This is a genomic window from Pantoea sp. CCBC3-3-1, from assembly GCF_007981265.1.
In the GTDB taxonomy this organism is placed as follows: Bacteria; Pseudomonadota; Gammaproteobacteria; order Enterobacterales; family Enterobacteriaceae; genus Erwinia.
The window spans coordinates 3,945,451-3,960,169 of record NZ_CP034363.1; the positions used below are offsets into that span (position 1 = coordinate 3,945,451).

Below are 14,719 nucleotides of genomic sequence, written 5' to 3' on the forward strand. Positions count from 1 at the left end.
CTAATCGCGGCTCTGAATGGCCGGGCTACTCGCCCAGCCTTTCAACCAGACCGCTGCGACGCTGAGTCTGCATTTTTACCGCGCTGTTTAACACCTGGCCATCGGCATACAGCGTAAGCTGCCGTCTGGCCCGGGTGATAGCGGTATAAACCAGCTCCCGCGTCAGCACTGGCGTAAACTGGTTCGGCAGCACCAACAGCGTGTGGTCAAACTCCGACCCTTGTGATTTGTGCACCGTCATGGCAAAAGCGGTATCGTGCGGCGGTAAGCGGCTGGGCTGAACGGCCTTGATAGTGCCGTCCGGCAGCGGGAAGAAGACCTTTAGTGCGCCCTCTTCATCATTCATCGCAATGCCAATATCCCCATTGAACAAGCCCAGCGCGCTGTCGTTACGGGCAATCATCACGGGCCTTCCCACATACCATTTACCGCCAGCGCCCGCTGAACGGGTAATCAGCCGCTTCTGTTGTAGCGAAGCCTCAATACGTTCGTTGAGACCAAACACGCCAAATGGCCCTTCGCGCAGGGCACACAGAAGCTGAAAGCGCCCAAAGGCTTCCAGTACCTGCTGTGAACTTGCTCCCTTTGCCAGCTGCACCAGATAGTCGCGATAGCCTTCCACACACCGATTTAACAGGTGCTGGTACTCTTCGCTGCTGTTCAGCGAAAAACGCTCAATATCGCCATAATCAGCCGCAAAAACCTGATTAAGCTGACGCGTGTCGCCTGCATTTACCGCCCGCGCCAGCTGACCAATTCCGGAAGAAGCGTCAAACCGATAGCTCTTACGCAGCAGACAGATGCTGTCACGCACCGGCGGTGCCGTCGCATCATCCAGTCCTTCAATAACGCAGCCGGTCAGTAGCGCCAGCATCTCAGCACGCTCATGGCTGTAGCCCGCTTCGGCACAGCGGCAAATATCGCCCAATACCGCGCCCGCTTCTACCGATGCCAGCTGATCGCGGTCGCCGAGGAAAATCACTCTGGCATGTGGTGGCAGCGCGGCAATCAGATTGGCCATCATCGGCAGATCGACCATTGACGCTTCGTCGACGACCAGCAAATCCAGATGCAGCGGATTGGCTGCGTGATAGCGCATCCGCTGGCTGCCCGGCACCGCGCCAAGCAGGCGATGCAGCGTGGTGGCTTCCGCCGGAAAACGCTGCTTTTCTGCTTCGCTGACGTCCAGGTCCTGTAGCGCCTTGCCCAGCGACTCCGTCAGGCGCGCCGCCGCTTTCCCGGTGGGTGCCGCCAGACGAATGCGCATTGAACCGGCCGACAGCTCCAGCAGCGTAGCCAGCAGTTTAGCCACCGTGGTGGTCTTACCGGTTCCCGGCCCGCCTGAAATAACGGCGATTTGTCGGGTTATTGCCACGGCAGCGGCGATTTTCTGCCAGTTATCCGCTTCCAGCCCAAAATGCCTGTCGAGCGCGGCCCGTAGCCGCTGCTGGTCAAAATCACTAAAGGCGGTTTCACGCAGAATAAACTGCGCTACCAGGCCTTCTGACAGCCACATGCGGTGCAGATAAAGGCGTTGTTGATGTATGACCAGCGGCGTGGCCGTAGTACCGTCGCCTACCGCTTCAAAACCGGGCAGCAGGCTGGGCCAGTCAGGTTCGCCTGCCGCCTGCCAAAGCTGGCGTGCAAGCTCAGGATGACGCCCGGAAAACAGCGCGGACTCGGTAAGCTGCTCAAGCGGCAGGCATACGTGACCTTCTCCGGCTTCGGCACTGACCCAGGCCGCAGCAAGCATCAGCGCAGGTTGCGTTTCGTCGGCCACCATGCGGGCAAACTGCACGTCGAGCGAACGGAACAGACGTTGGTCGCAGGCGGCCAGCAATAATTGGTTCATTACAGACATACTTCTTCTCCGGCGAACAGGGCATCCAACGCCGCGACAAATTCAGCCTGTGGACGGGTACGGAATACGCCGTTTTCACTGGCTGTTCCTTCCATACCGCGCAGGAACAGATAGATCACGCCACCAAAATGCTGCTGATAGTCATAATCAGCCAGACGATGGCGCAGATAGCGATGCAGTGCCAGCGTATAGAGCTGGTACTGTAAGTCATAACGGTGAGATTGCATCGCGGCAGCCATCGCTTCCGGCGTATAGTGTTCGCCAGACTCGCCCAGCCAGTTAGATTTATAATCCAGCAGATAATATTTACCTTCCCAGCAAAATACCAGATCGATAAAGCCTTTTAGCATGCCCTGTACCTGCTGAAAGTTGAGCGTCGGGCAACCTTGCGAGAGCGAATCGTAATGGCGGATCAACTGGTCCAGCTTTGCGGCACTCAGCAGCTGCTCAATCGGCAAATAAAATTGCAGTTCGACCTGACGATTGTCAGCAGTCAGTTGATTAAGCGTAACGCCGGTGTCGTTAAGCGGCGTTCGCAGCACCTCTTCCAGCCACTGCTTCATTACCGGCAGCCAGGCAAGGTCATGGCCCTGCGCGGCCAGCTGCTCGCTCAGCCAGTTTTCATCAACGGGCTGCGTAAAATCTAACGCTTCAAATAAGCCATGCAGAAACGTTCCGGGCGCTGCGCCACGTGGAAAAGTATGCGGCGTAAGCTGAAGCGCGGTCTGGCTTTGCGCTTCGCCCGCCGCATCCACATCCAGTCGGGGAAGCAGTTCAAAGGCGGCGGAGTGTCCATGCTGCTGTAAACCCGAATAGCTGGTTACGCGCCACTCATCATGCAGCGATCGTGTCACCTGCAAGCTGTTAAGCTCCTCGTAAAAATCCTGTTCCGGCCGCCAGCTTTCGCTTTCCGGCTCGGTCGGCATAACGACCTCAATCGCCGGACTTTGCAGGCTTAGCAGCTGCTTATGCAGGCCCGCCGCATCCGCAGGCTCGCCAAGCTGGAGCAAATAGCCCAACGCGCTGTTGTGCAGATCGCTGTTCCCTTCTTTTTTCCGGTTGCCTTTTACCAGCGGCGCCACGCCAACGCTGCAATGCCAGACTGAACGCGTCAGCGCCACGTAGAGCAGGCGCAAATCTTCAGCCAGCCGCTCCTGTTCAGCCAGCTCAACGCTTTCAGCTTCATCGCGCAAATCCAGCAGCGCCTGAAAGCTCTGCCGATCGTGATAAATGCCCTGGCCCGCTTCGCGATAGTTGGCGATAAAAGGTAGCCAGACCAGCGGATATTGCAGGCCTTTTGATTTGTGAATGGTGACAATCTGCACCAGGTGGCGATCGCTCTCCAGCCGCAGCTGCTGACTTGCCGACTGGCCGTTTGGCTGAGCCACTTCAGCCGCCAGCCAGCGTACCAGCGCGTGTTCGCTGTCAAGCTGTGCTGACGCTTCCTGCAACAGTTCGCCCAGGTGCAACAGGTCGGTCAGCCTGCGTTCGCCGCTGTCTGAAACCAGCAGGTTCTCTGCAATCTGGCGGTTTACCATCAGCTCTCGCAGCATCGGCAGCACGCCACGCTTTAGCCAACGCTGGCGATAGCGGTCAAACTCATCGACCAGCGCATCCCATCTGCGCTCGTCGCGGCTCAGTTCTTCCAGCGTTGCTGCATCCAAACCAAAAATGCTGGTTGCCAGTGCACTGCGCAATATACGCTCCTGCTCCGGTGCCAACACCGCCTGTAGCAGCCAAAGCATTTCGCGCGCTTCAGGCGTAGTAAAAACACTGTCGCGGTTGGAGAGATAAACGGAAGGAATATTCAGACCGTTCAGCGCTTCCCGCATAACGGCGGCTTCACCCCGGCTGCGCACCAGAATCGTAATATCCGAGGCCTGCACCGGCCGTAAAAATTCGCCTTTGCCAATTTGCGCCGTGCCTTGCTGTCCGGCCGTTAGCCAGCGACAGATATCTGCGGCGCACTGGCGAGCCATAAACTGCTGGTAATCACTGACGCCAACGCCTTCGCCCGGCTGTAAGCAGAAACGCAATGCGGGCTGAGGCTTACCCTCCATCACAAAATTCAGTGCCGCGTTTGGTGCAGCAGGTTCAACGGTAATAAAAGGGATCTCGTTGAACAAAAAGGGATTTGGCAGGCGCAGGAACAGCTGATTAACGCTGTTTACCATCGCAGGAGAGGAGCGCCAGTTAGTTTCAAGCGTGTAGTGAGCGCTAACTTCATTGCGCGCTTTCATATAGGTGAAAATATCGGCGCCGCGAAAAGCATAGATCGCCTGCTTGGGATCGCCAATCAGCAGCAGCGCGTTGTCCGGCTGCTGACCATAGAGCGTACGGAAAATACGATACTGCTGGGGATCGGTATCCTGGAATTCATCAATCAGCGCTACCGGATAGCGAGTACGGATTGCCTGCGCCAGCGCTTCACCTCCGGGCTGCTGTAACGCACTATCCAGCCGTCCGAGCAGGTCATCAAAGCCAAGCAGCGCGTTCAGCCGCTTTTCTTTCTGCGTAGCAAAACGGATTTCTCGTAACGCGGTAGCGATAACCAAATCGCGCAGCGACAGCGGCTCGGCGAGGAAACGATCGATGTGTTCAAAGAGTGCATGCTGCGGCGGCTCGCCCTTTTTGGTTTTTTCCAACAGGATGCGTTGCCCGAAGCGCTCCAGCTCCTTTGGCACCTGATAGTCTGCCGTTTCTTCCGCTGCCCACTGGGTCAGTTTTTCCAGCCAGTTAGGTAAGTGCTTACTACTGTAACTTCGCTTGTCTACGCCTGACTGAGCAATCAAATCATGCAGGTTTTCTGCCGCACGCCAGGCGGCCTTCAGCCTGTCGATTTGCGCAATGATTTTTTCATGCCGCTGGGTAAAGGTTTCGTCTAAATCCAGCGGATGCTTTAGCGCAGGTGCCTCGCCGCTTAGCCAGGGCGAGAGCGTCGCCAGCAGCTGTTCCGGCCCCTGCCACATTTGCGTCATAACACGAGCTATCGGCAGCGGTAGCGGATAGCAAAAGCGCCGCCAGAAATCGGCCGCCGCCTGCCGCCGCAGCGGAAACTCATCCTCAATCAGCTGTTGTTCGAACAGCATGCCGGACTCAAAGGCGTTCAGATTGAGCATGCGCTGACAGAAACCGTGAATAGTGAAAATCCCGGCGTCATCCATCTGCCGTTCAGCAGCCAACAACTGGGCGGCGGCCTGAGGCAAATCATCTATCTCAGCCATCAGCTGAGTAAGCACCGGATCGGCACTGTGCCCGCGAATGCAGGCAATACGCAGCTTGTGAATGTTTTCCCGGATACGCCCACGTAGCTCTGCCGTTGCCGCTTCGGTAAAGGTTACAACCAGAATTTCTTCTACCGGCAGCGGCCGCCCAAAAGAGGCTTCTCCGCCCAGCCCCAGCAGCAGGCGGAGATAGAGCAGGCCGATGGTAAAGGTTTTACCTGTTCCCGCAGAAGCTTCAATCAGCCTCTCACCCTGTAGCGGCAGAGTCAGAGGATCAAGGCGCTGCAATGTCATGATTTGTCGCTTTTCACCGGAAATGACTGCTGCAATTTCGACACTTCCTGCCAGGTGGTAAAGCCTGACGGTGCAGCGTAATCAGCCTTATCGTGCTGGCTGCCAGAAATCTGCGACAGCAGCGTTAATCCTTGTGGCGCCATGACGGCATCGTGGAAGAAGGTCGCGATTTTTTCCGGCGTTAGCGCCTGAATGCGTTTTATCACTTGCTCCCGCGTATCAAAGTTGTCATTTTCACGATTGAAATCTTTGCTAAAGCGTCCGGCTTCTTCATCCAGCGTTTGCGGACGTTGTTTCAGCTCGTTGATCATCGCGGTCTGATACTGAGCAAAATCCTCTTTACTCATGTCACGTAAACGCTTTTCCGCTGTCGGATAGAACGCGGCGAAACGCTCAAGCAAATAAGCCGGCTGTTTCACGTTGCTTTGCAGCAGGAAGCCGATCCCCCACTGACGCCCAACCGGCATCTGGAAAGAGAAGACCGCATAGCCGAGCTGCTCTTCCGTGCGCAGCTGGTTGTAAAACCATGGCTGAATAATCTGGCTGAGCATGGCGCTGTTAGCGATGCTGTCATGTTCTTCATAGCCAGGCGGCACGTAAAGCGCGGCCAGCGCAGAATCGGTGCTGCTGCCCTCTTTTTGCAGGTTAGCCGTCGTTTTCTTGTCAACCACCAGATACTGGCTATGCCACCGGCTTTGGCCTTCGCAGTTAAGCTGGTTTTTTAACTCGCCTGCCAGTGTCTTAACGCTGTCAGCGGTCATGTTACCGACGACCAGCAGTTCCGGCGTAGCATTTTCCAGCAGCATTTTGCGGTACGCCTTCAAATCCTCAAGCGTCACCTCCGCCACCAGCTTACGGCGCTCGCTGCGCTGGGTGTATGGCAGCTGCGACAACATCTGTGCAGGCTGGATTGCCAGCTCAAAGGCTTTGCCTTTGTCCGCGGAGTCGAGCCGCTCCAGATACCAGGATTTCGCCTGATCCAGCTGCTGCCGATCCGGCTGATAGCTGGCATAACGTTTGAGCAAGGTTTTCATCAAATCCGGCAGGCGCTGAGTAAAACCGCTGGCATTAAAGGTGACGCCATCGTTCTCGCTGGTGGAGAAGCTGATGCCGCCAACCGACGCCTGCGAACTCAGCTCGTCCAGCGCCAGCCCGGCCAGATAGTCATTCAAACCATACATCACCTGATTTTTCGCCGTGCTCATCGCTTCTTTGTTGCGCAGCGCCAGGGTGATATTGGCTTTGGGATCGTCCGCGTAGAACTGGCTCGGCATATAAAACGCCCGCAGGCCAGGCTGATTGATAAGCAGCTCCGGGTGCGCATATTTATGCTGCGGCTTAATCAGCGTGAAGTCGTCGGGGATGTACGGGTTAAGCACGGGCAGAGATAACGAAATCTTATCGCTGGCGGCCTGCCACGCTTTGAAACGCTCTGGCTCAATCTTATTCACCTGATATGGCGCATTCACGAAGTAAGCCATTTTGTTGTGCGGTTCATTCGGGCTGATGTACCAGATGCGCGCGTTCTGTGGCGTCATACCGTCAAGCCGCGCTTTGATGGCCTGGGGATCGTACTGGTCAGCAATATAGGGGGCGACCAGCGTATCGGCGACAGGAACGCGCAACATGGTATCCGCCAGCCATTCAATATAGTCCATATCACGGGTAATGGAGGGATAACGGAAGTCCAGATCCAGCACGTGGGCGACTTCGTCAAAATAGCGTTTATCGATGCCGCCGCTGCGCAAGGTGTTCAGATAGCTGAACACTGCTGCCACCACTTCATCACGGTTAGCCAGCCCTTTATCGGTCAGCGAAACGGTAATAGAGAAGATGCCGCCGTTACGATCGATAACCGGATCGGCTCCCGCATCAATCGAATCTGCCAGTCCCTGGTTTTGCAGCCAGTCGGAGAGCGTATTTTTACTGCGGTTGCCAATCAGATAGCCGATCAGCGTATCGGTTTTGCTGCGGAATTTGTCGCTGTTATTGTCGATACGGAATTCAATTTTTAGCTGCTTACGAGGCTGGGCCGGTACGTAATGAATGATGATGCCTTTCTGCTTATCGGTCACCACCGGGACGGCGATCTCCGGCACAGCAGCCTGGTGCGTTTGCACACGGCCATAGGTTTTTGCGGCAATAGCTTGCAGTTCGGCCAGCGGCTTGTTGCTGTAAATTACCGCTTTCATAAGGTTGGCCGAGTAGTAACGCTGATAAAAAGCGGTTAGCGCATCATGTAGCTTGCTGTCTGGTTTGTCCTTCAGCGTTTCCAGGTTCCCGCCTGAGAACAGCGAAGCCGGGTGCTCAGGGTTTAAGGTTTCCGCACCCACCTGCGCCATTCGTAAGCCATCCCGGGACCGCGCCATCGTCAGCTCTGCATTGACCGCATGACGTTCACGATCGGCGTTTACCGGATCCAACAGCGGTTCGGCAATGGCATCGGCAAGCCGATCAACAGCAGGCTCCAGTGCATCGTTCTCAACTTCAAGATAGAACGCAGTGCGGTAGGAAGCGGTGCTGGCATTGTGGCTGCCACCGTGCTTTTTCAGAAACTCGGCAAGGTTGTCTGGCTGCGGGTAGCGCTTCGACCCCATCAGCAACATATGCTCAAGATAGTGAGCCAGCCCCTGTTGATTACGTGGATTGTCTAGCGAGCCGATGGGGATCGTCAGCGCCGATAATGACTTGGTCGCTTGCGGATCGGAAACCAGCAGTACGGTTAACCCGTTATCCAGCTTGATCGCCTGATACTGGCGCGGATCTTTCTCGCTTTTACGAATCGTTTCAGGGACGGGCTGCCATCCCGATTGCGCCTGTGTCAGTGGACTCCAGAAGGTAAAAAGCAGGAAAAGAGTGGTGAACCAGACTGCATAACGACGCATTCAAACTCCTCGACGATCTGTTGCTCTGTTACCCCATGCCGTGCACACGGGGCGGTGAGACCGTTAAACCTAAAGACTTCACTTATCCCCGGCGGACAAGCAAACAGAAATAAACGTTAAAAATAGTTATAAAGTAACATTACAGGATGTCTTACTTAATGTCATTGATCTGCATTAGTGGTAACAGCCACGCTTCTGCGTTATCGGTAATTGCACGAAACGTAGCTTCATCCAGCGTGCGGAAAAGCCGTGCCAGATAAGGGTCGCTGCCCTCACCTTCAACCTGCATATTGCCCTGCCAGGCCTGCAACAGTTTGATGCGCGCTTTTGCCTGGGTCGCTTCATCGTGCAGGATTGAGGCGGACTTCTCGTCATAGCTGGCTTCCAGCCATGCGCCACCCGTTTTGGGCAGCAGCAACAAGGGCGAACACATCCCCTGCCTGTAGCCCTGAATATAACGCGCCAGCCACGCCTGCGCTTCCTCAACCGGCAACGCCGGAAAACGCCACTGGCTCTCTTTTCGGCCATACATTCGGCTGTCACCGCTGCCGCCCAAAATGCAATAAACCAGGTGCTCAAGCCACAGCGCCAGTCCGTCAGTGAAGTTAAGATGCCCCGGGCGCCAACGCAGCAAACCATCATCCTGAACCTGGGGCAACCAGCCGTTCAGCTGAAGACCGGCGATTTGCAGGTTGATCTCCCAACTCTTCGAGTCTTTACGCTGTTCGCGTACCTGCCCTGCCAGCTCGCTCATATCTGTTAACTGTTCCTGCCAGAAAAGCTCGCCATAGGCGCCGTAAGGCAGATTCCCTGCGGCGCGCTGCCGGGCATACAGCGGTTCGCTGGGCTGCTCATCAATCAGGGTATTCAACAGCTGGCTGTTTAGCTGGTAGCGACTGAGATTATCCAGCGTAAAGGGCTCAGCATCGGGCAGTTCGGTATCGGAGAGCAGGAAACTGACGCCCAGCCGCTGGCTGAAGAAGGCACGCACCGGATGACGCCAGAAGCGCACCAGGTGCTCGAAATTCAGTTCGGCCATCTCCAGTTCGGGCAGCGGCTGCATAAAAGGCGGATGCGGTACGCCGCTGGCCTTTGCCGCCGGTAGCCATTCTGCCGCATAGCTTTGATATTTCGCCTGCGGCAGAAAGTTTTCGGCGGCAAACGGCATACGGCTGTGCAGATGATGCAGGTGCGCCACAACGGCCGCCGCGCTGGTATCAACATCCCGCCCCTGGTCGCCAGGCAAACAGAAGCTCTGACTGATGTATTCCACCAGTTCACTGACCAGTACCGACGGAAAACGTTCCGAGTTGTCCTGAATTGTACGGCCGATATAGCTGATATAAAGCTGTTGCTGAGCCGAATTCAGCGCCTCTAAAAACAGATAGCGATCATCGTCGCGCCGGCTGCGATCGCCTTTTTTGGGCTGCTGGCTCATCAGGTCAAACCCCAGCGGCGGCAGCGTGCGCGGGTAAACGCCATCGTTCATGCCCAGCAGACAAACTACCTTAAAGGGAATGGAACGCATCGGCATCAGGGTACAGAAGTTGACGGGTCCGGCGAGAAAGCGCTGGCTGATCCTTTCCTGATCAAGCCTGGAAGCCAGCTCATCACGCAGCAGAGAAAGCGGCACGGCCTGCTGATACTGAGCCTGCACGCCGTAGTTAATGACCTGCTGCCACTGCTCTTCAATCAGCGCCAGCGCGGCTTCGGCATCGGCATCTCCGGCAAAAAAGTCGTTTAGCAGCTCGCGGCACAGCGGTAGCCAGCTTTCCAGCTCCCGAGGCGCGCTTAACAGCTCACGCCAGCGACGCAGCCGCATCAGCAGCTCGGCCAGATTGCCAGCCAGTTCGGCAATTAATCCGCTGGACTCGTCATAAGGCAAAATCCCCTGCCAGTGCCCGGTTTCGCTGTTCATCGCGTAGCCCAGCAGCATTCGCGTCAGGCCAAAATGCCAGGTATGTTGCCCGGTTGGCGGCAGATCCAGCTCGCGGACCGTGTCGTCATCCAGACCCCAGCGGATGCCCGATTCGCCCACCCAGTGGCGCAGGCGCCGCAGCCCCTCTTCATCAATAGCAAAGCGGCTGGCCAGGGCCGGGACCTCAAGCAGCGCCAGTACGCCCTCGGAGGTAAAGCGGCTGTCTGGCAGGCTCAGCAACGAAATAAAAGCCTGTAGCGCAGGATGCGCCTGGCTGGCTCTGCGGTCAGAAATGGAGAAAGGCAAATAGCGTCCGGCCGGCGCATTACCAAATACGGCCTGAATAAAAGGCGTGTAGGCGTCAATATCTGCCACCATCACGATAATATCGCGCGGTGAAAGCGCGGGATCGTTAGCCATGATCTCTAACAGACGATCCTGCAAAACTTCAACCTCGCGCTGAGGGCTGTGGCAAAGATGAATACTGACGGATCGATCTTCAGGATCGAGGATCCGTTTGCTGTGGCTGGTCTCCCACTCTTCCTGCTTTAACCCAATAACGGCATTGTCTTCCAGCTCAAGCAGATCGCGCTGCAAGCTGTGCAGAAGGTTGCCCGGCTCGATGTCGACAAAAGCGTCAATTTCCCGACACTCCATCTGTGCCAGCAAAAACAGGTTATCGCGTCCAAGCTTACCCCAAGAGGCCAGCAGCGGATTACTGAGCTGCTGCTCGCCCGCATCGTTAAACAGGCTGCTTGCATCTGACTGACGGAACAGCGCACTTTCGCCCTGTTGATTAAAATGCTGCCTGCGGCGGCTTTGCAGCTTCGCCAAAAAAGCGTAGTCCTGAATATCGCCCCAATAATGACGACAGGGGTTAGTAAACAACAGATGAATATCGATATGTTTACCCAGCGCCTGTAAGGCTTGCAGATACACGGGCGGCAATGCAGAAATACCACAAATAAATACGCGCTCCGGTAAATTGGGCGGACGGCTGGCACTGTTTTCCAGCGTAGAGATAAAGCGGGCATAGAGATTTGCACGATGCCATTCCGGTTGCCCTAATTCGCGGTTGTATTCCACCAACGCGGCCCACAGCGGCGCCTGCCACTGCTGAGCTTCGCCCAGATCGGCTATTTGCTGCCCTTTTTCCCAGCTGTTCAGCCATTCTGACCGGTACACCAGATACTGGTCGAACAGATCGGCAATACGTGCTGCCAGCTGGAAAAGTTTTCTTTTATCCTCGTCATCGGTGAGGTAGTGCTTCAGCATAGCGAATTCGGTCCGCGTCAGCATTTCTGGCAGGATAGCCATCAGCTTCCAGCTCATGCTGGCTTTATTAAAGGCGCTCTCTTTAGGAATGCCGGGTAAAACGCGGACGAACATATCCCAGATAAAAGAAGCTGGCAGAGGAAAAGCGATATTGGCCGCGATGCCAAACTGCTCTGCCAGTGACATTTGTAACCACTGTGCCATCCCCGGACTTTGCACCAGCACCACTTCCGCCTGGAAGGGGTTACGCAACGGCTGATTTTCGATATGAAAAGCTGCCAGCGTCTTCAGCAAATCCAGCTGATTCGAGTGATAAACGGTAAACATGTCTGCTCCTGCTTTGGGACTAATGCTCTGCGTGAACACTGTACCCGAGCCGAAGGCCGTTGCAAATGCATCGGCCAGACGGTTTAGCAATCAGCAAGCATTATTTAAAGGTGTAGACCACGCCCATACGTAAGCGGAGCTGCCGCTCGCTGGAGTAAGCGCTTCTGCCAATATCCGCAAAAGTCACATAAGGTCTCCACTCTTTATTGTCGCCAAGGATATAATCGAACTGAAGTTCCTGTTCATAATTACTTTTCTTGTTGGCAAAAAGTTTGTCATCGCCATGCATATAAATAAATTTATACGTGCTAATCAGATTTTCCAAACGGTAGCGAAAATAAGCATCGAATCGATTAACCGTCCGGTGACGATCCAAACTGCAATTATCATGGCCCACATCATCGCACTGGCTGTCATGGGCGTAATCGCTAAGCTCCAGACGATATAAACCGCCGAGTGACCAACTGTCATTAATTTTATACCAGGGGGCTACACCAAATTTCCATTCTGTTCTGACAGAGCTGAATTCCGGCTGAATAAATGGCGAAACCGTCCAGTTACCGTAGTTAAACGTTTTCAGTAACGTCATTTCCACAACGTTCAGGACGGTATCATAGTAAAACTTGTCTTTCGGATCTGGCCCACCCGTTTTAAACTTGGTTTCCACTATAAAAGCGTAATTATCAGGAAGGTTGGCGCCTAAAGCCAGCTTGTCGTAATGAGTACGATCGCGCAGGCGATAGCCGTGTCGGTAGTCTACCGTAACATCTTTAACCGCTTCGGCCTGAATCTGATCGGCAAATCCCAGTGCAAGACTTAAAAATAGTGAATACTTCGCAAATCTTTTCATAATCGTTCTTCCATGACATCCGTGTTAAACAGAATAAAGGTATCAAAATCATGCATCCATTACGGGTTAATGTTATTTAATCTCCTGTTTTTAAAATATCCATTCAGATAAAATCCATCGTCAACAACTGAAGTGTTTAACGCGTGGGGGATTTATATTTTCAATGCATTACTGAAAAAATAGTTTGCACGTTAAATACACCCCTGAGAAAACTAATGGATGCATCGGCTTTAAACCTTTACGATATTGCCATTAATACTATTTTACTGGCAGCGGCAAAAAGATATCCTGAAGCCAGTTCTCATAATATGAGAATACAAGCTAATCGCTGTTTTTATTACAGCGTAACTGTTGCAGCGTTGCTTCGCGTCCTGCCGGGCTGACTGCGGTTGATGTTAGCAATTGACAGCCAGCTGGCCCCATTTTTTTACCGAGCGTTGTCTCCCAGCCTGCTGCCTCATAGCCTTCGAATCGAAGCCAGGCACGATACCAGGCTTCTCGCTGCTGTATCTGAAGCTGAAATCCTTTCGCTTGTGCAAGCTGATAATGCAACAGCGCGGTAAAACTCAGCGAGAACAGCAGTAACGCTACCAGCGTTTCCGGCAGGCTAAAACCCCCCTGTTTATTCATCTGAAAAACACCTTTTCTCTTCGGTGTATGGGCAATAGTCAAGCCAGCCGTGCGGCTGAGCGAGGAGTTTCTCCGTACCCGTAACCCGGCTCACCCACTGATAAAAAGCCAGCGTTCCCGCCCCGCTGTCCCCCTTCAACAGTACGCGCTCTTGCTCAATCAGCAAACAGGCCCGCCAGCGGAAAAAGGATTCGATCTGACACTGCCAGCCAGCTTCCCCTTCCGGCCACTGCCGTTGCTTGCCCCAGTTCAGCGCCGATTCCGCCAGGCTTGCCTGCTGAAACCAGATACGCTCATCGGCCACCAGACTCAGAGCATCCTCTGCCTGCTGACGGGTGGCATTGAGCAGCATCGCCGACATCAGTAATAATATGATTACCGCTATCAGCGCGCCGCTCCCTTGTTGCCGTGAGTTCATAAATTTCCTGCCGTTATCCAGCTTTCCAGCGTAAGCGGAACGTCGGGAAAAGCGGTGGCGTATCCGCTCAGTAGCAGACGTATTTGCCGATCCGCTCGTGTTATCTGGAACGCGCTAATAGCAACAGAGGCAGGATCGTTCAGTTTTTCCCAACCTGCGGACTCGCAGCTGCTTACGCCACGCTGGGTTTCGAGGTTGCCGTTACGCAATCTGTAGCCATAATAATCGCTGTTTTCATTATTCGTTCCCTCCCATTTTCCGTTGCTGTTTTCATCCCAGCGCACTAACAGGCACATGCCGCCAGCGGTGCTGATTGTGAGCCCTTCTCCCACGCATTCCCCGGCGCAATAACCGGCGCGGCGCACCGCTTTTTCCAGCGAGTTCATCATCAGCCTTAACTCTTCATGAAGCTGAAATGCCATCAGGGTGCGCAGGTTATTCATCTGTAAAGCAGGCAGAAAACGCGCGATGCCCAGCATCAACACGCTGCTGATAGCCAGAGCAATCAGCATTTCCAGCAGGGTAAAACCACGCTGATTCATGGGCAGGCATCCTGACAAATGCGCACTCTGGCCCGTGATGAAACGATGATATGCCGCTCACCGGCCTCGCTGGCGATGACAATCCGTCCCGGTTTGGCAACGTTACGTCGTCCATAAAACCCCATTCCCTCCGTCAGAGAGAGCAGACCGATCTCTTCCCAGCTGGCAGTCAGCGTTCTGCGCTGTTTGTGCCCGCACGTCGTTTTTGGCCCACCGCCCAGACACCAGGGCTGACCGCTTATTTGCCACAGCAGTATCTGTTGGTTGTGCCCGTTAGCGTCGTTGCGCAGCCGCAGTAAAAAGTGCTGGATCTGGCGCGCGCTGGCGTTGAGCCGCTGCTGCTGCTGCCAGTGGCGCCAGCCCATAACGCCGCCCAGCATCAGCGTAGTGGCAATCACCATTACCACCAGCAGTTCCAGTAAGGTAAATCCGCTTGTCCTGTTCATCTTCACAGGGTGGCTTTTTTGCTAAAAGCGATCCACAGACCAATATCAG

9 protein-coding genes are annotated in these 14,719 nt (G+C 54.7%); all 9 read right to left on the minus strand.

Features of this window, described 5'->3' with window-relative positions:
• Nucleotides 1-25: 25 nt before the first annotated feature.
• The 9 genes from recD to EHV07_RS18485 all read right to left on the minus strand — a co-directional run bounded on the left by recD (nt 26) and on the right by EHV07_RS18485 (nt 14,670).
• Complete coding sequence (recD, locus tag EHV07_RS18445; protein ID WP_147199625.1) at nt 26-1,861, minus strand: exodeoxyribonuclease V subunit alpha; 1,836 nt, start codon at nt 1,859-1,861, stop codon at nt 26-28.
• Complete coding sequence (gene recB / locus EHV07_RS18450; protein WP_147199626.1) at nt 1,852-5,379, minus strand: exodeoxyribonuclease V subunit beta; 3,528 nt, start codon at nt 5,377-5,379, stop codon at nt 1,852-1,854. Before recB ends, recD begins: the two co-directional genes overlap by 10 nt.
• Nucleotides 5,376-8,264, minus strand: coding sequence for a pitrilysin (gene ptrA / locus EHV07_RS18455; RefSeq protein ID WP_147199627.1), 2,889 nt, complete (start codon nt 8,262-8,264; stop codon nt 5,376-5,378). Before ptrA ends, recB begins: the two co-directional genes overlap by 4 nt.
• A 151-nt stretch (nt 8,265-8,415) precedes the next feature.
• The gene (gene recC, locus EHV07_RS18460; RefSeq protein ID WP_147199628.1) at nt 8,416-11,784 is read right to left on the minus strand and encodes an exodeoxyribonuclease V subunit gamma; all 3,369 of its coding nucleotides are present in this window, start codon (nt 11,782-11,784) and stop codon (nt 8,416-8,418) included.
• Nucleotides 11,785-11,884: 100 nt separating this feature from the next.
• Nucleotides 11,885-12,634 (minus strand): oligogalacturonate-specific porin KdgM family protein, encoded by a 750-nt coding sequence (locus EHV07_RS18465; protein WP_147199629.1) that lies wholly within the window; start codon nt 12,632-12,634, stop codon nt 11,885-11,887.
• A gap of 321 nt (nt 12,635-12,955) precedes the next feature.
• Nucleotides 12,956-13,264: a prepilin-type N-terminal cleavage/methylation domain-containing protein gene (locus EHV07_RS18470; protein ID WP_147199630.1), complete on the minus strand. Its 309-nt coding sequence runs from the start codon at nt 13,262-13,264 to the stop codon at nt 12,956-12,958.
• Nucleotides 13,257-13,682 (minus strand): DUF2509 family protein, encoded by a 426-nt coding sequence (locus EHV07_RS18475; protein WP_147199631.1) that lies wholly within the window; start codon nt 13,680-13,682, stop codon nt 13,257-13,259. Before EHV07_RS18475 ends, EHV07_RS18470 begins: the two co-directional genes overlap by 8 nt.
• Nucleotides 13,679-14,224 carry a prepilin peptidase-dependent protein gene (locus EHV07_RS18480; protein ID WP_371419648.1) on the minus strand — a complete coding sequence of 182 codons (546 nt, stop codon included), beginning with the start codon at nt 14,222-14,224 and terminating at the stop codon, nt 13,679-13,681. The genes EHV07_RS18475 and EHV07_RS18480 overlap by 4 nt, the downstream gene beginning before the upstream one ends.
• Nucleotides 14,221-14,670 (minus strand): prepilin-type N-terminal cleavage/methylation domain-containing protein, encoded by a 450-nt coding sequence (locus tag EHV07_RS18485; protein ID WP_147199632.1) that lies wholly within the window; start codon nt 14,668-14,670, stop codon nt 14,221-14,223. The genes EHV07_RS18480 and EHV07_RS18485 overlap by 4 nt, the downstream gene beginning before the upstream one ends.
• Between the last annotated feature and the right edge of the window lie 49 nt (nt 14,671-14,719).

What these genes read in the sequence shown, in the direction of transcription:
- recD (WP_147199625.1), bottom strand. Translation starts at nt 1,861, where the DNA reads ATGTCTGTAATGAACCAATTATTGCTGGCCGCCTGCGACCAACGTCTG.
- recB (WP_147199626.1), bottom strand. Translation starts at nt 5,379, where the DNA reads ATGACATTGCAGCGCCTTGATCCTCTGACTCTGCCGCTACAGGGTGAG.
- ptrA (WP_147199627.1), bottom strand. Translation starts at nt 8,264, where the DNA reads ATGCGTCGTTATGCAGTCTGGTTCACCACTCTTTTCCTGCTTTTTACC.
- recC (WP_147199628.1), bottom strand. Translation starts at nt 11,784, where the DNA reads ATGTTTACCGTTTATCACTCGAATCAGCTGGATTTGCTGAAGACGCTG.
- EHV07_RS18465 (WP_147199629.1), bottom strand. Translation starts at nt 12,634, where the DNA reads ATGAAAAGATTTGCGAAGTATTCACTATTTTTAAGTCTTGCACTGGGA.
- EHV07_RS18470 (WP_147199630.1), bottom strand. Translation starts at nt 13,264, where the DNA reads ATGAATAAACAGGGGGGTTTTAGCCTGCCGGAAACGCTGGTAGCGTTA.
- EHV07_RS18475 (WP_147199631.1), bottom strand. Translation starts at nt 13,682, where the DNA reads ATGAACTCACGGCAACAAGGGAGCGGCGCGCTGATAGCGGTAATCATA.
- EHV07_RS18480 (WP_371419648.1), bottom strand. Translation starts at nt 14,224, where the DNA reads ATGAATCAGCGTGGTTTTACCCTGCTGGAAATGCTGATTGCTCTGGCT.
- EHV07_RS18485 (WP_147199632.1), bottom strand. Translation starts at nt 14,670, where the DNA reads ATGAACAGGACAAGCGGATTTACCTTACTGGAACTGCTGGTGGTAATG.